Below are 20445 nucleotides of genomic sequence, written 5' to 3' on the forward strand. Positions count from 1 at the left end.
TGGTATTCCGCGCAACGCACGGATCGTATACGACACAGAAGGCAGGGTAGTGGACATGGTGAGGGGCAGCTTGATGCACACGGCTCGGTTAGGTGCTGGGACTGCAGCGGTCATCGCCGTTTTGGGCCTGAGCGGATGCGCGTTCAACCCGCTGTCTACGTTCACGACTCCCACGATCGACCAGATCGAGTACGAGACCGTCACGCCGGCGGTGTCGGATGATGCCCTGGTCACTCCCGGAACCCTGACGGTCGCCCTCGATACTTCCGATGCGCCACAGGCAATGCAGGGCGCCGACGGCGAGCTCACGGGGTATGCAGTCGACGCTGCCCGCGCCCTCGCAAGCCGCATGGGCCTTAAGGTCGCCTTTGTCGATGCGTCCTCGGCAGGTTCCGCGCTTGGCGACAAAAAGGCCGATATTTTTATCGGCGAGATCAACTCCACGGACGGGGACATTAGCTCGCTCGGCACCTGCCTGTACGATGCCGCTTCTGTGTTCGGTAAAACTAGCGATGGTGGGTCGCTCAGCGTTTCCACCGATACCCTTAACACGTCCACCCTGGGCGTTCAGATGTCCTCGGCCTCGCAGGAGGCGCTTGCTAAGCAGAGCATCACCGCCAACCAAAAGACCTATTCCAACATCAACGAGTGCTTTGAGGCCCTCGAGTCCGGCGAGGTCGACTATGTGATCTGCGACTCTACGGCCGGCGGCTACCTTGCACGCCTGATGAGCGAGGTCTCCTATGTCGGTTCGCTCGAGGCGTCCTCGACGCTTAGTGTTGCGGGCCTCTCGTCCAATGACGAACTGTGCCATGCCGTGAGCGATGCCCTCGACGGTATTACGGCCGACGGCACGCTCGAGGCGGTCCACTGCGTCTGGTACGGCACGATGCCCTACGACCTCACCACTAAGACGGTTTCGGGCGCTAACGTGCAGCTGGGCGATTCTGAGTCCAGTGAGACCATGTCCTCCGGCAGCGAGTCCTCCGATTCCAACAATGCGACCGCATCCTCCGAGGACAAATCGTCCAGTCAGGAAGGCGCCATCACCGACGACGACATTAACAAACTCAATAGCTAGTTATTGCTAGGGGTGGTGTCTCCTATACGTTGGAAAGGACACCTCTTCACGGTTTCAACACGCACCGCCGGGCTTCCCCAATAGGGAAGCCCGGCTTTTTTGTTTCCGTAAAACCAGCAGGTCAAGGGCAATTTCCAGGAGAAAAACCAACTCAGCCGACGCTTTCCTATAGCGCACTTTGCCACGGAAAAGTGCGAGACTTCGGTATGCGGTATCAAGCAATCGTTATTCGGGTCTTTGGGAATTCGGGTGATTAAATGCACGGCAGTGGGTACATAGCCAGTACAGTAAGTCCCCGAGGCAGATTGGAGCCACGTATGGATATCAAGGTTTCTGGACGCAAGACGACGGTAACCGATGCTCTGCGTGCGCATGTGGATGAGAAGATCGGCGAGGCGCTCAAGGTTTTCGATATCGAGCCCATGACGGTCGACGTTGTGCTTCGCTATGAGAAGAACCCCTCGAACCCCAACCCGGCAATCGTCGAGGTTACGGTTCGTGCCCGCGGTTCGGTGATTCGCGTTGCCGAGCATGGCGCAGATATGTACGCCGCCATCGACCTCTCCGCCGATAAGGTCACCCGCCAGCTGCGCAAGTTTAAGACCAAGGTCGTGGACAACCGCCAGGGCGGTGCCAGCGCAGCGGATGTCGCACCGGTCGAGCGCGTCGAGGATCTGGCCGACCTGCTGCTGCCCGAGGAGGAAGACGATCTGCTCGTCCGCGAGAAGGTCATCGATGTCACCCCGATGACTGAGGAGCAGGCGCTGGTACAGACCGATCTGCTCGGCCACGACTTCTACGTGTTCGAGAACGCGACGACTGGCCTCATCAATGTGGTGTATCACCGTAAGAATGGTGGATATGGCATCATCAAGCCCCGCATCGAAACACTTGACGAGTAAAATACGTTAACTTGCATGAGTTAACGGCCGGCGGTCATCCCATGCGGATGGCCGCCTTTTTTACGTAAGGAGTCGCTTTGATGGACAAGGCTGCATCTACCGGCCATTCTGACCGCTGCCGCATCGTCGTCGATACCTGCTGCGACTTTAGCCCCGAGGTCGCTGCGAACCTCGATGTCGATATCTTGGGCTTCCCCTTTATCATCGATGGCGAGGAGCGCACGGACGATATCTGGTCGAGCATGAGCCCCAAGGAGTTCTACGACCGCATGCGCGCCGGCGCTCGCGTGTCTACCTCCGCCGTGTCACTCGGTCGCTATATCGAGTTCTTTACCGAGTGCGCCAAAGAGGGTACGCCCACGGTCTACCTGTGCTTTACCTCGGCGCTGTCGTCGAGCTACAACTCCGCGTGCCAGGCGGCAGATGCCGTGCGCGCCGAGTATCCCGATTTTGAGCTCTACGTGGTCGACAACGCTCTGCCCTGCGCGACCGGCGAGCTCTTGGCGCTCGAGGCCGTGCGCCAGCGTTCGGCGGGACTGACTGCCAAGCAGCTGGTCGACTGGGCAAACGAGGCCAAGACCTATGTCCACGGCTACTTTACGCTCGAGAGCTTCGATGCGCTGGCTGCCGGCGGCCGCATTCCGCCCGCAGCGGCACAGCTCACGGCAAAGCTCGATGTCAAACCCGAGCTGTCTTACGACCTGGCCGGCTCGCTGTCGCTGATCGGCGTCAACCGCGGTCGCAAGAAGGCGCTCAAGTCCATCCTCAAGTCGTTTCGCGAGAACTACGTGCCCGACCGCACCATGCCCATCGCCATTATGACGGCCGATGCCGAGAAGGACGGTGACTGGCTCGAGGCCGCCATCCGCAAGGAGGAGGGCTGCGCCGACGTCACGATTATCCGCAGCTCCGTGGGCCCCACCATCGGCTCGCACGTGGGTCCTGGCATGGTGGCCTGCGCGTTTTGGGGCAAGAACCGCGCCGACAAGGCGTCGCTTTCCGACCGCATCGCCCGCCGTGTGCGCGGCCAGTAGACAGGCGCTGCGGCCGTAATCGCCCTCAACTCACAGCCCAAACGATGGCACCGAGTATTCAACCTGGTAATAACACCCAACCCAAAAGGAAAGGTTTCATGGCAAACAAGCTCTCTGTCGCATTTATTGGCACCGGAATTATGGGTGCCCCCATCGCCGGCCACATTCTGGACGCCGGCTATCCCGTCACGGTCAACAACCGTACCAAGTCCAAGGCCGCGGCGCTTATCGAGCGCGGCGCTGTCTGGGCCGATACGCCGGCCGATGCCGTGGCGAACGCCGACGTCGTCTTTACCATGGTGGGTTATCCCTCCGAGGTCGAGGAGCTCTACCTGGCGGGCGACGGCCTGCTCGCGTGCACCAAGCCCGGCGCGGTCCTGATCGACCTCACCACGAGCTCGCCCGAGCTCGCGCGCGATATTGCCGAGGCCGCCCAGGTTTCCGGCCGCATGGCGTTTGACTGCCCCGTCACCGGCGGCGAGTCCGGTGCTATCGCCGGCACGCTCACGGCCATCGTGGGCGCCACCGAGAACGACATCGCCCCGGTCCGCGACATCCTTTCCACCTTTGCGGCAACTATCTGCTGCTTCGATGGCGCCGGCAAGGGTCAGGCTGCCAAGCTCGCCAACCAGGTGTCGCTGGGCGCCTGCATGGTCGGCATGGCCGATGCGCTGGCGTTTGCCGAGCTGAGCGGCCTTGATCTTGAGAAGACCCGTCAGATGATCCTGGGCGGCACCGGCAAGTCCGGCGCCATGGAGAGCCTGGCGCCCAAGGCGCTCGACGGCGACTACAAGCCCGGCTTTATGGTCGAGCACTTCATTAAGGACCTGCGTTTGGCGCTCGCCTATGCCGACGATCGCGAGCTTGCGCTGCCCGGCGCCGACGTGGCCTTTACGCTCTACGACATGCTCGACGCCATCGGCGGCGCCAAGCTGGGCACCCAGGCCATCACGGTACTCTACAAGGAGGAGGCCGACGCCATCGCCGCCGGACTGGACTGGTCGCAGTATCGTCCCGAGGAGCATGGTGCTCACGAGGAGGGCTGCGGTTGCGGCGAGCACGGCGACGAGCATGAGTGCGGTTGTGGCCACCACCACGGCGAGGACCACGAGTGCTGCGGCGGTCACGGTCACGATGACGGCCATGAGTGCTGCTGCGGCCACCATCACGAGGAGTAGCGCCCATGAGCTGGACGTTCGTGGTGCTTGCGTTGGTGCTCTTTATCTTTGCGATCTACATTGGCTTTTTGTGCGGCCAGTGGGCCTGCGAAAAGCGCGTCATCACCAAGCGCGACTACTGGATTGCCAACTTTGCAGGAGCGGCGGCAGTCGTCCTGCTGACCTGGGTGTTCTCACTGTTCCCGCTGGTGCAGTTTGCGCCGATCGGCTGGCTCGGCGGTTTTATCGCCGGTCTTAAGATGAGCTTTGGCGAGTCCGTCGGTCCGTGGCGCAAGCACGACGAGGTCTTTAACGTCAACAAGGCCCATCGCGCCGCCGCCGACGCGGGTGACGCCGAGGAGCGCCGCCGTGCGCGTCGCAATGGTGCGGCCGACCGACAGCTCATCTCGGTCACCGATGACAGCAAGGGTGCTGGCAAGCACGCAAAGAAATAGTAAGAAGAGGTAACTATGGCAGAAAACAAAGACGAACAGCTCACCGACGAGGAGCTGGCACAGCTTCAGCTGGCAGAGGAGAACGAGAACGCCGTCGACCGACTGGTCCAGGAGCTCGGCTGCCCCACGCGCCGCATGCGCCAGTTTGCCGCCCGCGTGCTGCACCTGCTTGCCGAGCGCGATCCGCAGCGCGTCGTGCCCTGCGTGCCCGCGTTGATCGAGGCGCTCGACCGCCCCGAGGCGCAGACCCGCTGGGAGGCTCTCGATGCCCTGGCGGCGCTCGCCACCACCTGCCCCGAGCAGCTGGGCGATGCCTTTGAGGGTGCCGAGACCGCGCTGTTCGACGAGATTTCCTCCACGCTGCGCTATGCCGCCTTCCGCCTGCTGTGCGTATGGGGCGCCACGAGCGTCGAGCGTTCGCGCGAGGCTTGGCCCATCCTGGACGAGGCCATCCAGTGCTATCACGGCGACCTCGAGTATCGCGACATGCTCGGCTGCCTGTACGAGTTCGGCCAGGGCGAGATCGACGCCGAGGTCGCCGACAAGCTCGCACTGCGCCTTAAGTTCGATGCCGAGAACGGCAAGGGCAGCTATCTCAAGGCCCGTTCGAGCGAGATTTGCGAAATGCTTGTTAAACGTTTTGGCCTGGAACTCTCCAAAAAGAAGAAGCGTGCTAGCGTTAAAAAATCTGACGACGCCGAAGACGAGGAGTAACAGATTATGGCGCACGATGTAGTCCTGATTCCCGGTGACGGTATCGGTCCCGAGATTACGCAGGCCACGCGCCGCGTGGTCGAGGCCACCGGTGTCCAGATCAACTGGAACGTCCAGGAGGCCGGCGCCGGCGTCATGGACGAGTTTGGCACGCCGCTGCCCCAGCATGTGCTCGATGCGGTTGCCGAGACTAAGGTTGCCATCAAGGGCCCCATCACCACACCGGTCGGCACGGGCTTCCGCAGCGTCAACGTGGCCCTGCGCAAGCACTTCGACCTGTACGCCTGCGTGCGCCCCTGCCTGTCGCAGCCGGGCGACGGCTCGCGCTTCCGCGACGTCGATCTGGTCATCGTGCGCGAGAACACCGAGGACCTTTACGCCGGTATCGAGTTCGATGAGGGTGCTGCCGAGGTCGAGGAACTCTCGCAGCTCGTCGAGCGTTCGGGCCAAAAGACCTTCGCCGCTGATTCCGCCATCTCGATCAAGCCCATCTCCATCGCCAAGAGCCGCCGCATTGTGGAATACGCCTTTGAGTACGCCCGCCGCTGCGGCCGCAAAAAGGTGACGGCCGTGCACAAGGCCAACATCATGAAGGCGACCGACGGCCTGTTCCTGCGCGTTGCGCGCGAGGTGGCCGCCAACTATCCCGACATCGAGTTCAACGACAAGATCGTCGACGCCACCTGCATGGGCCTGGTCCAGAACCCCAACGACTTCGATGTCCTGGTGCTGCCCAACCTGTACGGCGACATCGTGAGCGACCTGTGCGCCGGCCTGGTGGGCGGCCTGGGTATGGCCCCCGGCTCCAACATCGGTGCCGACTGCGCCATCTTCGAGGCAACGCACGGCTCCGCGCCCGATATCGCCGGCCAGGATATCGCTAACCCCACGGCAGAAATTCTCTCTGCTGCCATGATGCTCGATCATCTGGGCGAGAACGATGCGGCCAATCGCATTCGTGCCGCCGTATCTGCCACGCTCGACGAGGGCGAGCAAGTTACCGGTGACGTGCGTCGTGCCCAGACCGGTTCCGTCGAGGGTGCGGTGGGTACGCAGGCCTTCGCCGATGCCGTTATCGCGCACCTGGTCTAAGGCATGCAGGCTGCAAACGCCTAAATAGTACTTAAGTGTTTGCGTATAACCTAAGAATCAATACGCCCGGCGCTCCGTCGGGCGTATTCTATTGGGGACTATGTTTCCTAACAAGGAGTAACCGATATGGGTTTGATTCAAAAGAAAGACGAGAAGGACGAGATCGACGGCATCCAGATCATCGAGCGCGGCGAAGGCCCCAATGGTGACGAGGACGAGAAGATCGATCTGGTCGCCGGTACGTCTGCCGAGCACATTGCCGCCGGTACGACGGCCGAGGAGGAGGACGCCCGTCTGGAGGCTCAGATCGCCGCAGATGCCGCTGACGAGAATCTGATGCCCGAGGCCCAGGACAAGGATGACGATATTCTGGGTTCCGAGGAAGACGACCATGCATCCAAGCACAAGAAGACGATGATCGCCGCCTTCGTGGTTACAGTTGTGATCGCTGCCGTGGTCGGCTTCTTTATTGGCAATGGCGGCTTTGGCGGCAAGGGTGTCGGTTCGGCGACCCTGACCGAGGACCAGCTCGATTCGACCGTGGCAAGCTATAGCTACAACGGCAAGAAGAGTGACATCACCGCGCGCGAGGCCATCGAGAGCCAGTACAGCCTCGACACCGTCAAGGACGGCGACGGCAACTACACGGCTCCTTCTGCCGACGTCATCCTGTCCTACGTGCGCAACAAGATTTTGCTCGATGCTGCCGAGGACGAGGGTATTACCGTCTCTTCTAAGGAAATGAAGAAGTACGCCGAGGATTCTATCGGCACCTCGGACTACGACACCATGGCCAAGCAGTATGGCGTGTCCAAGGACCAGGCCAAGCAGATCGTTCGTCAGTCCGCGACGCTGCAGAAGCTCTACAAGAAGAAGGTGGGCGACAGCTCCGCAAGCATGCCGACCGCCCCGACCGAGCCTGCTGACGGCAACGAGGAGACCGCGAGCAAGGACTACGCCGACTACATCATCAACCTTGCCGGCGACGAGTGGGATAGCTCAAAGGGCACCTGGAAGGACGCCGATAGCACCTACGCTAAGGCCTTTGCCGACGATGCCTTTACGGCCGATAGCGCTACCTATAAGCAGGCCATGACCGCCTATTACACCGCCTACCAGCAGTACTCCTCGCAGGCTTCGAGCGCCAGCTCCAAGTGGACCGAGTATGCTAACGGCCTCTACGCCAAGGCCAACATCAGCATCTACGGCCTGTTCGCATAAGATCTGCCTGAGCTACCGAGCGCGTAGCCGATATAACTGATTAAGCCCGCTAGAACGGACATCGTTCTAGCGGGCTTTTTGCGTTTGGGCGCTGGTGGTTACATTATGCCTATTAAGCTTGAAGTCCAAAGAGGTTATCGGCTTCATCGTCAGGCATATATTCCAGCACATCGCCCGGTTGGCAGTCGAGTGCCCGGCATATCGCGTCAAGAGTTGAAAAGCGCACGGCAGAAACCTTGCCCGTCTTGATACGCGACATATTGACCTGGGAGATACCCACGCGTTCCGCAAGTTCTTTGGATGAGATCTTGCGTTCGGCGAGCATGCGGTCGAGCCGCAGAATAATCATGGATTCCCCCTAGAGCAACTCGTCATCTTGTATTTGCAGGATACACCCGTACTGGAAGACGCTGGCAATCAGGCTAATAATCAGGCCTGCAAAGAGCATAGAGGCGTCGAGCAGCTGGCCGCCAAGCGCATCCGTAAAGCTGCCGCCAAATCCTGAGAGTATTAGCCCCGTGACTATGGCACCAAAAAGTTTCACGGCGGCGCCGCCGATAAGGAACAAATGTCCTATTTGACGTAGTATGCGGAGGCATTCGAGGTCAAAGGGCCTGCCCGCCTTTTCAATGGCGGAGAAAAACCTGTATGCGCTTAGCACGATGGCAAACGCAAGGCATGTCATCATGGCGGTCCCTATGACAGTATGACCGTCGTGCCCGACAAGCATAAGAGGGGTCTGTTCATTGGCGCCGACGGGAGCGAGAATTGGCCCTTCGCCAGCCTCAAGCTCTACGGATTGGAGACAAAACCCTTGGGAGAGGCTAGGCAATATGAGTAGAAGTTCGATTGCAATGACTGCGAGGAGTGCCAGAGCGAGCGCCACGATGGTGCAGATTGTGCCCCATTTGCAGTAGCGAGTGAGCTTCCTCAGCTTGGCGATTGCCTGTTCACGGTCGATGGCTTCATTCGATTTGGATACGTTCCAGCGGACCATAGCTCCTCCAACCAATGTCTTGGATGATACTTGTATCTTATATCATACTTAATGATAAACGATAAACAATTACAGATTAGAGTAAGTAATGTTTGTGAGACGAATAGTGAGAGCTATGGCATATTCAGGGAATGGGAGTTTGGAATGCGGGGGGGGTGGACAAAGAACGATATTTCCTGCAATCGCGCAAATGCTTCATCGGGTCTCCCTAATTCATATGGGAAAACGGCTGCAAACGATTGCAAATAACCGGTGAACGGTCAAAAACTACCGTTCACCGATAATTTCTAAACTGGTTCTAACTGGTATTAAGTCAAAAAGACCAATTCACAAATCTTCACAATGACCTGCATTTTTCCTACACGCTATATTTAGCCGCCCTACGTTGTTTAGACACAGAAAAAGATCCGATCTTTTGCCAACGCATTTCGAAACGGTTTCAAAACCGCAGGTAGAAGTGTTAACGAGCGGTAAACGGTCGATTTATCACCGTGAACGGTGCAAAAACGTTTTACTGTATGAATCAACGAAAGCGACCTCTTCTGTGGTGATATAGTGACAACAACACGTCACGTGGTTACTACCAGTTGAGAGACCACTGGTCTTCAAAGAACGCTTTCTAAGAAGCTTTAAGGGCGAGCGCCCGCTGGCTTCCGAACATCATCGGACTCAGATCGTACACACCTTCGGAAGGGAAATTTGAATGGTTGGCTTTATTCTTACCGGTCATGGACAGTTCGCACCCGGCCTTGCAAGTGCTATCGCTATGGTTGCCGGCGACCAGCCCGCTTTTACCGTCGTTCCTTTTGAGGGCGACCAGGCTGCTTCCTACGGTGAGGATCTCCGCGCCGCTATTACCGCCATGCGCGAGGAGTGCGATGGCGTGCTCGTCTTTACCGACCTGCTCGGTGGTACTCCGTTCAATCAGTCGATGATGATTGCCCAGGATGTCGACAACGTCGAGGTTCTGACTGGCGCCAACCTTCCCATGGTTATTGAGCTTCTGTTCCTCCGCGGTAACGCCACGCTCGCCGAGCTTGGCGAGCAGGCCGTGACTGTTGGCCAGACGGGCATCACCGCCCAGACGGTCGCATCCGTTGCCGGCTCCGATGAAGAGGATATCTTCGGCGACGAGGACGGCATCTAATGGCCGATTTCGGAGCCAGTGTTCTGAGTTCCTCGGTAGCTCTTTTGGGCCTGCTTGCCATCATGGGTGTGATTTACACCATCTGGTCGCAAATCAACATGAAGAAGAAGCAGAAGTACTTCAAGGAGCTGCACACCGAGCTCAAGCCGGGTCAGGAGGTTCTTTTCGCCGGCGGTATCTACGGAACCGTCAAGGGCATCGAAGGCGAAAAGGTCCAGATCAAAGTCCGATCCGGTGCCGTCGTAGATGTTTCGCGTTACGCGATTCAGGAGATCAAGTAACTGTCGTCAGCAAATAACGAAAGGAAGCTGATCAACATGGCAGAACCCAACATTCTTCTTACCCGCATCGATAACCGACTGGTCCATGGTCAGGTCGCTACCCAGTGGAACTCCACCCTGGGCTCCAACCTCATCCTCGTCGCCAACGACGATGTGTCGACCAACACCATGCGCCAGAACCTCATGAAGATGGCCGCTCCCGCCGGCGTCGCTACGCGTTTCTTCTCCCTGCAGAAGACCATCGACGTCATTGGCAAGGCGAGCCCGCGCCAGAAGATCTTCATCGTGGCCGAAACACCGGAAGACGTGCTTACGCTCGTCAAGGGCGGTGTGCCTATAAAGAAGGTAAACATCGGCAACATGCACATGTCGGAAGGAAAGCGCCAAGTCGCCACCTCCGTCGCAGTTAACGACGAGGATGTCGCTGCGTTTAAAGAGCTGCAGGAATTGGGGGTGGAGTTGGAGATCAGGCGCGTTCCGAGCACGCCTGTTGAGGACACGAGCAAGCTCTTCTCGTAATCCTCGTGATCCACGTTGTCAGGATTGAAACCCTGACGTTCTGTACGTGAAATCCAAAGTGCGTACATACATTTTGAAAGGAGGAGCAAGATGGAATTCTCGATCATTCAGGTCGCCTTGGTCTTCGTTGTTACGTTCATCGCGGCAATCGACCAGTTTGACTTCCTCGAGTCTCTCTATCAGCCCATCGTCACCGGCGCCGTCATCGGTCTTATCCTTGGCGACCTCAACACCGGTCTTCTCGTGGGTGGTACCTATCAGCTCATGACGATTGGCAACATGCCGATCGGAGGCGCTCAGCCGCCTAACGCCGTCATTGGCGGCATCATGGCAGCCATTCTCGCTATCGCCACGGGCCTCGAGCCCAACGCGGCAGTCGGCCTTGCCATTCCGTTCGCTCTGCTTGGTCAGCTCGGCGTTACCCTGGTCTTCACGCTTATGTCCCCGCTTATGTCCACGGCCGATAACATGGCTCATAACGCGGACACCAAGGGCATCGAGCGCCTGAACTACTTCGCCATGGCTCTGCTCGGCCTGATCTTCGCTGTCGTCGTCACCCTGTTCTTCATCGCTGGCGCTACCATTGGTCAGACCATCGCTTCCGCCATCCCGACTTGGCTGCAGACCGGTCTGTCCGCTGCAGGCGGCATGATGCGCTTCGTCGGCTTCGCCGTCCTGCTCAAGGTTATGATGAACCGCGATATGTGGGGCTTCTTCCTCATGGGCTTTGGCCTCGCGCTCATCACCGTTGCCAACGATTCGCTGGCAACCCCTGCTCTGCTCATCCTCGCTCTCATCGGCTTCGGCATCGCTTTCTGGGACTTCCAGCAGCAGACCGAGCTGAAGGGTGCAGCTGTTTCTGACGGAGGTGACTTCGAAGATGGCATCTAATGAGTATGTGATCCCGGAGCACTACGAGGATCTCACTCCTGCTCCGCAGCTCGACCAGAAGACCCTCAACAAGATGGCTTGGCGCTCCTGCTTCCTGCAGGCATCGTTCAACTACGAGCGCATGCAGGCTGCTGGCTGGCTTTACTCCATCATCCCCGGTCTGGAGAAGATCCACACCAACAAGAACGACCTCGCGGCTTCCATGAGCCACAACCTGGAGTTCTTCAACACCCACCCGTTCCTCGTCACCTTTGTTATGGGTATCGTGCTTTCGCTCGAGCAGAACAAGGTTGACATCCCCACGATCCGCGCCGTCCGCGTCGCCGCAATGGGCCCGCTCGGTGGTATCGGTGACGCCCTGTTCTGGCTGACGCTCGTGCCTATCACGGCCGGCATCACCTCCAACATGGCCATCAACGGCAACGCCGCTGCGCCGATCATCTTCCTGGTGATCTTCAACGTCGTCCAGTTCGCTCTGCGCTTCTGGCTCATGAACTGGTCCTACAAGCTTGGCACCAGCGCTATTGACGCTCTGACTGCCAACATGCAGGCCTTCACGCGTGCCGCTTCCATCATGGGCGTCTTCGTCGTCGGTTGCCTGGTCGTCACCATGGGTGGCACCCAGATCAACCTCCAGATCCCCAACGGCACCACCCGCGGCCTCTCCGCTACTACCGTGATTGTCTCCGAGAAGGAGGCCGAGAACTTCACCGGTATGGAGGGCATCGATACCGAGACCGCTGAGGCCGGTACCATCGCCATGACCGATAAGGACGGCAACGCCCTTACCGCTTCCGATGCCGACGGCAACGCTGTCGAGTGCGGCGTCACCGATCTGGGCAACGGCATGGAGTCCGTGACCTACGGCACCGTTACCGAGGATCCGGTCAACTTCTCTGTTGCCGACACCCTCAACACCATCGTCCCGAAGCTCGTCCCGCTTATGCTTACGCTGCTGCTTTACTACATGTTTGCTAAGCACAGCTGGACCCCGACCAAGGGCATTCTCCTGCTCTTCGTCCTTGGCATCCTGGGCGCTGGCCCGCTTGGTCTCTGGCCGAGCATCTGGTAAGGCTCTAGCTTGAGGGGTGTGTCCCTACGCGGCTCACACCCCGACCCCTTAAGCCATGTGTATGTTAAAAGCCGCGTGCTCGAAAGAGCGCGCGGCTTTTGTTTTCTTAATGATTCGGGTGTGGCAGACAGATAATGCATAACACCCTAGGTAGTTAGCCGAATTCGAGCAAAAGGGAGGATAGGATGGCGATCGGAGCGCGTAAGCAACCGCTGTACGATCAGCTGGTCGATATTCTGACCGAAAAGATTGACCATGAATATCGCGCCGGTGACATGATTCCTTCCGAGCGCGAACTTTCGGAGCGCTATGGTCTCTCGCGCACAACGGTACGCCTGGCTCTGCAGGAACTGGAGCGTTTAGGACTGGTGGTTCGGCAGCACGGTCGCGGTACCTTTGTGACCGACCGTTCGGCAAAGGCAACCAATCTTATGCAGTCCTACAGCTTTACCGAGCAGATGCGCGCGATGGGTCGAGAACCCGAGACCACGATTCTCGAGTTTTGCGAGATGGAGGCCGATAAGAATCTGGCCGAGCATATGGGATTGCGCATCGGTGATCGCATTTTTAAGCTCAAGCGCCTTCGTTCTGCCGACAACATGCCCATGATGGTCGAACGCAGCTATCTACCGGTTCGTCAATTTCTGTCCCTAAAGCGACCGCTGCTGGAGCGTAAGCCGCTTTACGATGTGATTGAGCAGGACTTTCAGCAAAAGATTCGCGTGGCCGAAGAGGAGTTCTATGCGAGCATAGCCCGTCCCACCGATGCCCACCTTTTGGGAATTGTCGAGGGCTCGCCTGTGCTCGATTTGGTCAGGACTACGTATAACGAGTCAAACGAGGTAGTGGAGTACACACTCTCGGTTGCTCGTGCCGATCAGTTTAAATACAAGGTTTACCACCAGCGCAGTAACTAGTGCTCGCATCGTTTCCATATGGTGATTCTTTGCATTTAACTGGTTACTACCAGATAACCAACCGAAGTGTATAATTGCACGTCAGAGGATTACTTCTAGAGAGAGGTATTAGAAATGTTCGAGAAGAGTGTCGAGGAGCTCACCGAGCTCGGCGCCCAGATCACCACGGCCGAGATTGCTCAGCAGCCCGAGCTTTGGCGTGATACGCTCAACATCTATCGCGAGAACAAGGAGGCCATCGAGGCCTTCCTGGCCGAGGCTCGCGCTATGGGCGAGGGGCGTCTGTCCGTTGTCTTCACCGGTGCCGGTACGTCCGACTACGTTGGCGATACCTGCGCCCCGTACCTGCGTCACGCTGGCAACACTGATCTCTACGACTTTAAGCCCATCGCCACGACCGACATCGTGAGCGCCCCGCGCGACTTCCTGCGCGCCGAGGATCCCACGCTCGTGGTTTCCTTTGCCCGCTCTGGCAACAGCCCCGAGAGCCTTGCCGCCGTTGCCGTTGCCAAGGAGCTCGTCCACAACGTCAAGTTCCTCAACATCACCTGCGCTCCCGAGGGCAAGCTCGCCGTCGAGTCCGCTGATGATCCCAATGCGCTGACGCTGCTCATCCCGCGCGCCAACGACAAGGGCTTCGCCATGACCGGTTCTTACACCTGCATGACCCTGCTCTCTACCCTCATCTTTGACGAGGCTTCCGACGAGCAGAAGGCCGAGTGGGTCGAGACCATCGCCAAGATGGGCGAGGAGGTCATCGATCGTGAGCCCGAGGTCGCCGATTACCTGGCTGGCGACTTCAACCGCGTGACCTACTTGGGTTCCGGCTCCTTCGGTGGCCTTGCCCAGGAGAGCCAGCTCAAGATCCTCGAGCTCGCTCACGGTCTGGTCGCTACTTCCTACGACACCTCCATGGGTTATCGTCACGGACCCAAGTCCTTCGTCGACGACAAGACCCTCGTGTTCGTGTTCGTCAACAACGATGCCTACACCCGTCAGTACGATATCGACATCCTCAACGAGATCGGTGGCGACGAGATCGCTCAGCACACCGTTGCCGTTCAGCAGGATGGTGCTACCGTCTACGAGGGCGAGTCCTTCACCTTTAAGGGCTATGAGGCACTCCCCGAGGGCTACCTTGCCCTGCCGTTCGTGATGTTTGCCCAGGCCATCAGCCTGCTCAACTCCGTGCGCGTGGGCAACACGCCCGATACGCCGAGCCCCACTGGCACGGTCAACCGCGTGGTTAAGGGCGTGACGATTCACCCCTTCACCGCTTAATCGCGTCCCCCCTGTAAGGGCGCCCGTCCGCTCATAACGGCGGGCGGGCGCTTTCTGTTTTTACTAGGACCGGGTATAAGCATCACCACAGTCAACTGCTTTAGAAGCAAGGAGTGCATATGAGCACGTACGCAATTAAGGCTGACAAGTTCTTCTTGCCGGCAGGTCCGCAGCTGGGCGGCTATCTTATGGTCGAGGATGGCGTCTTTGGCGCCTGGCAGGCCGACAAGCCCTCTTGCGAGATTAAGGACTACACGGGATCGTGGATCGCACCGGGTATGGTCGATACCCACATCCATGGCTTCTACAACCACTCAACTACTGACAACGATCCCGAGGGTATCGATATCAGCTCGACCGAGCTCGCCCGTCGCGGTACCACCAGCTGGCTGCCCACGACGTTCACCGATGGCGTCGAGCAGATCAAGGACGCCTGTGCCGCTATTGCCCAGGCTGACGAGGGCCGCGGCCCCGACTTCTGCGGTGCTCGCATTCAGGGCATCTACCTGGAGGGCCCCTTCTTTACCATGAAGCACGTGGGCGCACAGAACCCCGCTTACCTGATCGACCCCTCCGAGGAGGTCTTCGACCAGTGGCAGGAGGCTGCCGGCGGACGTATCGTTAAGAGCGCCATGGCCGCCGAGCGCGATGGTGCTGCTGCCTATGCTGCCGCCCTGAACGCTAAGGGTGTCGTGACCAGCATCGGTCACTCTGATGCCACGTATGACGAGTGCGTCGCCGCCATCAATGCCGGTGCTAGCTGCTTTACGCACACCTATAACGGCCAGCGCGGTCTGCATCACCGCGAGCCCGGTGTTGTGGGCGCTGCTATGACCACCCCCGAGACCTACGCCGAGATTATCTGCGACGGCAAGCATGTGAACCCCGCCGCTATCAAGGCACTGCTGCAGGCTAAGGGCTGGCAGCATACGGTGCTCATCACCGACTGCTTGGGCTGCGGCGGCATGCCCGAGGGCAGCTACACCAGTGGCGGTATGGACGTTATCATGAAGGACAACCTGTGCTGGCTCGCCGACGGCAAGAGCATTGCCGGCTCGGTGCTCACGCTTGCCCAGGGCGTCAAGAACATTGTCGACTGGGGCATTGCCAGCGCCGATATCGCCATTCGCATGGCAACCGAGGTGCCGGCTCGCTCCGCGCACATCGAGGATAAGTGCGGCAGCATTATGCCGGGTCGCGATGCCGACTTTGTCGTATTCGACCACGAGCTCACCCTCGTCGAGACGTATGTTGGCGGCCAGAGCGTCGGCAACGCCTTTACCGAGTAACGATAGAAAAAGACGGCGGGCCCGAATCTGCTCGGACCCGCCGTATGGGTTAAACGCTCAAAAGCACCTTCACAGTTACAGCTTGTTAGCGATCTTCTTTGCTGTGCGCTTGACGCCGGCCACAAGACCTCCCGCAGGATGCTCCTTTTCGTAGGCTAGACGCTTCTCGCGCTTGGCATACTCTTCGACGATGATATCGCCGTACTCGTCTTCGATTTTGTCGAAGAAATCGACGGCGCCCTTAATTTCCTCGGCGGTTGGGTGTCCCTTTTGGACGCCGCCGGTAATCTTGAACGGTCCCCACGTGTCAAAACCGGGACAGCCGTAGACGCCCATAAATATGGCCTGTCTCATGCGGCAGATGCCATCGATATCCTTGCCGTACCACTTGTTTTTGCCACCGTAGGTCATAAGGCCAAACACCTTGTCCTGCGGCTGCAGCACGTTGGTGAGCACGCGTGCCATATCTTTGTCGATCTCGGAGTAATAAATGCCCGTAGCGACACCGATTAGATGATATTCGTGCAGGTCGGGATACTCGTTTTTTCCGAGCGTTTTTACATCGAGGGTATCGATCTCGGGGTGCGCCTCAACGATGGCGTCCACGAGCTTTTTCGTATTGCCGTGGTGACGCGAGGCGTAGAGGATGATGGTTCGCATAAGAAGGCCTTTCAGCTGTAATGACGTCAATGTCTGTATGGTACCCCGTTGCATGGCTGGGATACCGGACGCATCGATGAACATGCGGGTTTGTCCTTTGGTTAGGGCCGAGACGGGTACTTGCGAGCAAAAAGCAGTTGTTCGAAAGGATGGGCAATGGAATACGCTCTCTCCAACGATTCGATTTCTATTAAGGTGTCCACGGCTGGCGGTTCGTTTACCTCGATTGAGGCCGACGGTCGCGAGTATTTGTGGCAGGGTGATCCCGCAGTGTGGTCCGGCCAGGCGCCGATCTGCTTCCCGATTTGCGGAGGCCTGCGCGATGGCAACGCCATGACGTTTGCCGGGCATCATGTAAAGCTCGCTCGCCACGGGTTTGCGCGCAAACAGGAGTGGAAGCTGCTGAGCCAAAGCGCAAACGAGCTGGCGATGTGCCTGGCATCCGAGGATAACGCTGCATTGCTGAGAGATTATCCGTATCCGTTCAAGCTCGTCGCCCGCTATGCGCTTGGGGACGCTGCCGTGCGTGTCTCCTATGAGGTCACCAATGAGGGCACCGAGGACATGCCGTTCTTTATCGGTGGACATCCTGGCTTTAGGTGCCCACTCGACGAGGGTGAGGCCTATACGGACTACGAGCTGCGCTTTGAGAAGGACGAGGCTGCGGAACTCTGCACCGCCGTTCCCTCGACTGGATTGATCGATGTGGACAGGCGTTCCAAGAATCCCATGGTGGGAAAGGCGCTGCCTCTGTCGCATGAGCTCTTCGATTTTGCGGAGACCATCTTTGACGTGCTCGAGAGCCGTCAGGTCACGCTTTCCAAGAAGGGCGAGGACAAGGGTGTTCGCCTGAGCTTTGAGGGCTTCCCGTATCTTATTGTGTGGAGTAAGCCCGAGGGTGATTTTGTGGCAGTTGAGCCCTGGGGTGGCCTTTCGACCTGTTCCGATGAGGACGACGTGCTTGAGCATAAGCGCGGCTGCCTTATCGCCATGCCCAAGGAGACCGTCGTTCGCTCGTTCACGATTGAGATTCTGTAATTCCGTTTTGTCGACTCGTATCGCGAGGCACAAGGAGCCTGCGAGATAAGGAGCTAAAAATGATCCTCACCGTTACGATGAACCCGTCTGTCGATACGCGCTATCAGCTCGATGAGCTCGTTATTGACGACGTCAACCGTGTGACGCCCGAAAAGACCGCCGGCGGCAAGGGCCTCAACGTGGCCCGTGTGCTGGGTCAGCTGGGCGACGACGTTGTGGCAACCGGTCTGCTCGGCGGCCACATGGGCGCCTATATGGCGGAACTCATGGATGCCAACGGTATTAAGAATGATTTTGTGCCCATCAAGGGCGAGACTCGCATTTGCCTCAACATCCTCCACGCCGGCAACCAGACCGAGCTACTCGAGAGCGGCCCGACGATTGCCCCCGAGGAGCTTGATGCCTTTACCGCCAAGTTCGCCGAGCTTGCGAGCAAGGCCGCTGTCGTTACCATCTCGGGTTCGCTGCCCCGTGGTGTCGAGGCGGACTACTACGCCAAGATCACGGGCATTGCCGAGAACGCCGGCGCCAAGGTGCTGCTCGATACCTCGGGTGCCTCGCTTGAGGCTGCGCTCAAGTCCGAGGTCAAGCCTGAGCTGGTTAAGCCTAACCTGACCGAAATTAACGGCCTTCTGGGCACGAGCTTTACCACCGACGATGTGGACGAGCTTCGCGCCGCGCTCGCCTCGGACGCCCGCTTCTCCGATATCCCCTGGGTCGTCGTGTCCATGGGTGCCGCCGGTTCTGTGGGCTTCCATAACGGCCGCGCGTTCCGCGCCAAGACCCCCGATATCCCCGCCGTTAACGCTACGGGCTCTGGCGATTCGACCATTGCCGGCTTCGCGCACGCCATCGCAGCCGGCGCGGATGATGAGACGGTGCTGCGTACCGCCAACACCTGCGGCAAGCTCAACGCCATGGATCCCATGACTGGCCACTTGGTTATGGATCGTTGGGACGAGGTCTACAACGGCGTTGTCGTGACCGAGCTGTAAAAGCCTGGGCGTCGGCCCCGGCATTGCTTGTTAGCTCATGTCGACGACAAGTGCGGTAGCATTATGCTGGGGCGCGACGCCGAGTTTGTCGTGTTCAATCCCGACCTTACCCTGGTCGAGGCGTATGTGGGTGGCAACAGCGTCGGTAACGCGTTTGCCGAGTAGCCGCCAAAGAAGCGATCCGAGAGGGGATTTAGATGATTTACGGTGCATTGGGCGATATCGAGGAGTACCGCGGAATGCTCAAGGGCCTCGACGTGCTGATTGACTGGCTCGAGGAGAACGACCCAGCAGAGCTCGAGGTCGGCAGCCATCCGATTCTGGGCGACAAGGTCTATGCGAACGTCATGGCTCCCACGACGCGTCCCGAGGCCGAGGCTCACTATGAGACGCATCAGCGCTATCACGACCTGCAGATCGATGTCGAGGGTCGCGAGGCCTTTAAGGTTGCCACGGGCAGCCTGACGCTGGTTCAGGAGTTTGACGAGAAGGACGACTACGATCTGGTCGATTCCGACGCTTCGATCGCCGGCGATCTTGCCGACGACAAGTTCGCGCTGTTTGTTGCCGGCGAGCCTCACATGCCCACGCTCGAGTTTCCGGGCGATGGCGCACAGCCGGTCAAAAAGATTTGCTTTAAGCTGCTTGCAGATGCTTACTGGGAGGAGTAGCGAGCTGCTCGTGAACTAGCGTGATTCCCCTTGGGGAGCGCGTTTGAGCCCCGCTGATCGCGGTCCCCTTGGGGATTGCGGTTGGCGGGGCTTGTTGTTGAGTAGGGGAGTTACCAGCGGCGTTGTGCTTGGGCTGGCGGATGTTCGCCAGAAATCGGCAACAAAAAAGCCGCCCGAAGGCGGCTATCTTGTGCAATGGAGCCAGCGACCGGGCTCGAACCGGTGACCCCCGCTTTACGAGAGCGGTGCTCTACCAACTGAGCTACGCTGGCGGCCATGTGGTGACGCAACTGAGGCGTCAACGGCTGTCTATGATACGGGACATCGCACATCCGCGCAAGTGTTCTGACGGCTTTTCTCACTTTAAATGCACTAATATTGGAGACGCGATGTCTTGCTCTTGCGGGTCTCAAACAGAATGGGGCAGCGATGGCTCAACCCAAGATTCTTCTCACACGCATCGATGACCGGTTTATTTACGGGCAAGACATTGAGCTGTGGAACGAGGCGACTGGTTCCAACCTCGTCCTAATCGTCAACGATGAGATCGCGGCGGATTCGCGCCAATGGGCACCCATGAGGGTGGCGGCGCCAGAAGGCGTTTGGACACGGTTTTTCTCGGTGCAAAGGACCATCGATATCATTCATACCGCAACGCCGCGTCAATGGATTCTCATCATGGTGGCGTCGCCCGCGGATGCGCTCGCGCTGGTCAAGGGCGGTGTGCCCATTACCAAGATCAGCATCGGTCACATGCAAGCAGGGGAGGGCAAGCGCCTCATAACGCCCGCGGTTGCCGTAGACGACACAGACGTCGCTGCTCTCAGAGAGCTGCAAAAGCTCGGCATTGAACTAGAAATCCGCTATCTCCCCAGTTCCGCCCCCGACCCCATCGAAGCCTTGCTCAATTGAACCCTTGGGGACGGAGGGAAAAGAATCATATTACCTTCGTAGGGGGTCTGTGTAGCGCCGTCTGCCAAAACTATGCCGGTTTACTACGATGAATTGCTTATCGCCGAGCATGTCAAATT

The 20445-nt window shown here is 58.7% G+C and carries 23 protein-coding genes and 1 tRNA gene; 20 read left to right on the forward strand and 4 right to left on the reverse strand.

Annotated elements, in window-relative coordinates:
- Window positions 1–55 precede the first annotated feature (55 nt).
- The 8 genes from DW029_RS05420 (at window position 56) to DW029_RS05455 (ending at window position 7656) form a co-directional block, all read left to right on the forward strand.
- Complete coding sequence (locus tag DW029_RS05420; RefSeq protein ID WP_233543814.1) at window positions 56–1081, forward strand: ABC transporter substrate-binding protein; 1026 nt, start codon at window positions 56–58, stop codon at window positions 1079–1081.
- A gap of 317 nt (window positions 1082–1398) precedes the next feature.
- Complete coding sequence (hpf, locus tag DW029_RS05425) at window positions 1399–1983, forward strand: ribosome hibernation-promoting factor, HPF/YfiA family (RefSeq protein ID WP_035137685.1); 585 nt, start codon at window positions 1399–1401, stop codon at window positions 1981–1983.
- 80 nt (window positions 1984–2063) lie between these two features.
- Window positions 2064–3017 carry a DegV family protein gene (locus DW029_RS05430; protein ID WP_117763426.1) on the forward strand — a complete coding sequence of 318 codons (954 nt, stop codon included), beginning with the start codon at window positions 2064–2066 and terminating at the stop codon, window positions 3015–3017.
- A 98-nt stretch (window positions 3018–3115) separates the two neighbouring features.
- Complete coding sequence (locus DW029_RS05435; RefSeq protein ID WP_118273001.1) at window positions 3116–4195, forward strand: NAD(P)-dependent oxidoreductase; 1080 nt, start codon at window positions 3116–3118, stop codon at window positions 4193–4195.
- 5 nt (window positions 4196–4200) lie between these two features.
- Entirely contained in the window at window positions 4201–4629 is a 429-nt protein-coding gene (locus tag DW029_RS05440; protein WP_118206488.1) for a hypothetical protein, read from the forward strand.
- A 15-nt stretch (window positions 4630–4644) separates the two neighbouring features.
- Window positions 4645–5343, forward strand: a complete 699-nt coding sequence (locus DW029_RS05445; protein ID WP_118273000.1) for a hypothetical protein — start codon at window positions 4645–4647, stop codon at window positions 5341–5343.
- 6 nt (window positions 5344–5349) lie between these two features.
- A complete protein-coding gene (locus tag DW029_RS05450; protein WP_118272999.1) occupies window positions 5350–6435 on the forward strand; it encodes an isocitrate/isopropylmalate dehydrogenase family protein in 1086 nt (361 codons plus the stop codon).
- A 126-nt stretch (window positions 6436–6561) separates the two neighbouring features.
- Entirely contained in the window at window positions 6562–7656 is a 1095-nt protein-coding gene (locus DW029_RS05455; protein ID WP_118272998.1) for a hypothetical protein, read from the forward strand.
- Window positions 7657–7768: 112 nt separating this feature from the next.
- On the opposite strand, the gene DW029_RS05460 is transcribed toward DW029_RS05455, so the two are convergent.
- Both DW029_RS05460 and DW029_RS05465 read right to left on the reverse strand, forming a co-directional pair.
- A complete protein-coding gene (locus DW029_RS05460) occupies window positions 7769–8005 on the reverse strand; it encodes a helix-turn-helix transcriptional regulator (RefSeq protein ID WP_118272997.1) in 237 nt (78 codons plus the stop codon).
- A 9-nt stretch (window positions 8006–8014) separates the two neighbouring features.
- Window positions 8015–8653, reverse strand: coding sequence for a DUF2975 domain-containing protein (locus DW029_RS05465; protein ID WP_118272996.1), 639 nt, complete (start codon window positions 8651–8653; stop codon window positions 8015–8017).
- A 703-nt stretch (window positions 8654–9356) separates the two neighbouring features.
- On the opposite strand from DW029_RS05465, the gene DW029_RS05470 reads away from it, so the two are divergent.
- The 8 genes from DW029_RS05470 to nagA all read left to right on the forward strand — a co-directional run bounded on the left by DW029_RS05470 (window position 9357) and on the right by nagA (window position 16050).
- Complete coding sequence (locus DW029_RS05470; protein ID WP_117735498.1) at window positions 9357–9800, forward strand: PTS fructose transporter subunit IIA; 444 nt, start codon at window positions 9357–9359, stop codon at window positions 9798–9800.
- Window positions 9800–10081 carry a preprotein translocase subunit YajC gene (gene yajC / locus DW029_RS05475; protein ID WP_117735497.1) on the forward strand — a complete coding sequence of 94 codons (282 nt, stop codon included), beginning with the start codon at window positions 9800–9802 and terminating at the stop codon, window positions 10079–10081. Before DW029_RS05470 ends, yajC begins: the two co-directional genes overlap by 1 nt.
- Window positions 10082–10117: 36 nt before the next feature.
- Entirely contained in the window at window positions 10118–10600 is a 483-nt protein-coding gene (agaV, locus tag DW029_RS05480; RefSeq protein ID WP_089572404.1) for a PTS N-acetylgalactosamine transporter subunit IIB, read from the forward strand.
- Window positions 10601–10690: 90 nt separating this feature from the next.
- Entirely contained in the window at window positions 10691–11491 is an 801-nt protein-coding gene (locus tag DW029_RS05485) for a PTS sugar transporter subunit IIC (protein ID WP_117735496.1), read from the forward strand.
- The gene (locus tag DW029_RS05490) at window positions 11481–12563 is read left to right on the forward strand and encodes a PTS system mannose/fructose/sorbose family transporter subunit IID (RefSeq protein ID WP_055251210.1); all 1083 of its coding nucleotides are present in this window, start codon (window positions 11481–11483) and stop codon (window positions 12561–12563) included. Before DW029_RS05485 ends, DW029_RS05490 begins: the two co-directional genes overlap by 11 nt.
- A gap of 185 nt (window positions 12564–12748) precedes the next feature.
- Window positions 12749–13480, forward strand: coding sequence for a GntR family transcriptional regulator (locus tag DW029_RS05495; protein WP_022094608.1), 732 nt, complete (start codon window positions 12749–12751; stop codon window positions 13478–13480).
- Between the two features lie 114 nt (window positions 13481–13594).
- Complete coding sequence (locus DW029_RS05500; RefSeq protein WP_117743270.1) at window positions 13595–14761, forward strand: SIS domain-containing protein; 1167 nt, start codon at window positions 13595–13597, stop codon at window positions 14759–14761.
- Window positions 14762–14880: 119 nt separating this feature from the next.
- Window positions 14881–16050: an N-acetylglucosamine-6-phosphate deacetylase gene (nagA, locus tag DW029_RS05505; protein WP_117735494.1), complete on the forward strand. Its 1170-nt coding sequence runs from the start codon at window positions 14881–14883 to the stop codon at window positions 16048–16050.
- Window positions 16051–16125: 75 nt separating this feature from the next.
- Here the strand turns inward: nagA and DW029_RS05510 are convergent, their stop codons facing one another.
- Window positions 16126–16710, reverse strand: coding sequence for a flavodoxin domain-containing protein (locus DW029_RS05510; RefSeq protein ID WP_233505087.1), 585 nt, complete (start codon window positions 16708–16710; stop codon window positions 16126–16128).
- Between the two features lie 156 nt (window positions 16711–16866).
- Here DW029_RS05510 and DW029_RS05515 point away from each other — a divergent pair, with 156 nt between their 5' ends.
- The 3 genes from DW029_RS05515 to DW029_RS05530 all read left to right on the forward strand — a co-directional run bounded on the left by DW029_RS05515 (window position 16867) and on the right by DW029_RS05530 (window position 19414).
- The gene (locus tag DW029_RS05515) at window positions 16867–17748 is read left to right on the forward strand and encodes an aldose 1-epimerase family protein (protein ID WP_118345496.1); all 882 of its coding nucleotides are present in this window, start codon (window positions 16867–16869) and stop codon (window positions 17746–17748) included.
- Window positions 17749–17807: 59 nt separating this feature from the next.
- Window positions 17808–18743 (forward strand): hexose kinase, encoded by a 936-nt coding sequence (locus DW029_RS05520; protein ID WP_118345497.1) that lies wholly within the window; start codon window positions 17808–17810, stop codon window positions 18741–18743.
- A gap of 197 nt (window positions 18744–18940) precedes the next feature.
- The gene (locus DW029_RS05530; protein WP_117716293.1) at window positions 18941–19414 is read left to right on the forward strand and encodes a YhcH/YjgK/YiaL family protein; all 474 of its coding nucleotides are present in this window, start codon (window positions 18941–18943) and stop codon (window positions 19412–19414) included.
- A 196-nt stretch (window positions 19415–19610) separates the two neighbouring features.
- Here DW029_RS05530 and DW029_RS05535 read toward each other — a convergent pair.
- Window positions 19611–19686 (reverse strand) — tRNA-Thr (locus DW029_RS05535).
- Between the two features lie 157 nt (window positions 19687–19843).
- Here DW029_RS05535 and DW029_RS05540 point away from each other — a divergent pair.
- A complete protein-coding gene (locus tag DW029_RS05540) occupies window positions 19844–20326 on the forward strand; it encodes a PTS sugar transporter subunit IIB (RefSeq protein ID WP_118345498.1) in 483 nt (160 codons plus the stop codon).
- The last annotated feature ends 119 nt before the right edge of the window (window positions 20327–20445 follow it).

This window comes from Collinsella sp. AF38-3AC (assembly GCF_003474365.1).
Classification (GTDB): Bacteria; Actinomycetota; Coriobacteriia; order Coriobacteriales; family Coriobacteriaceae; genus Collinsella.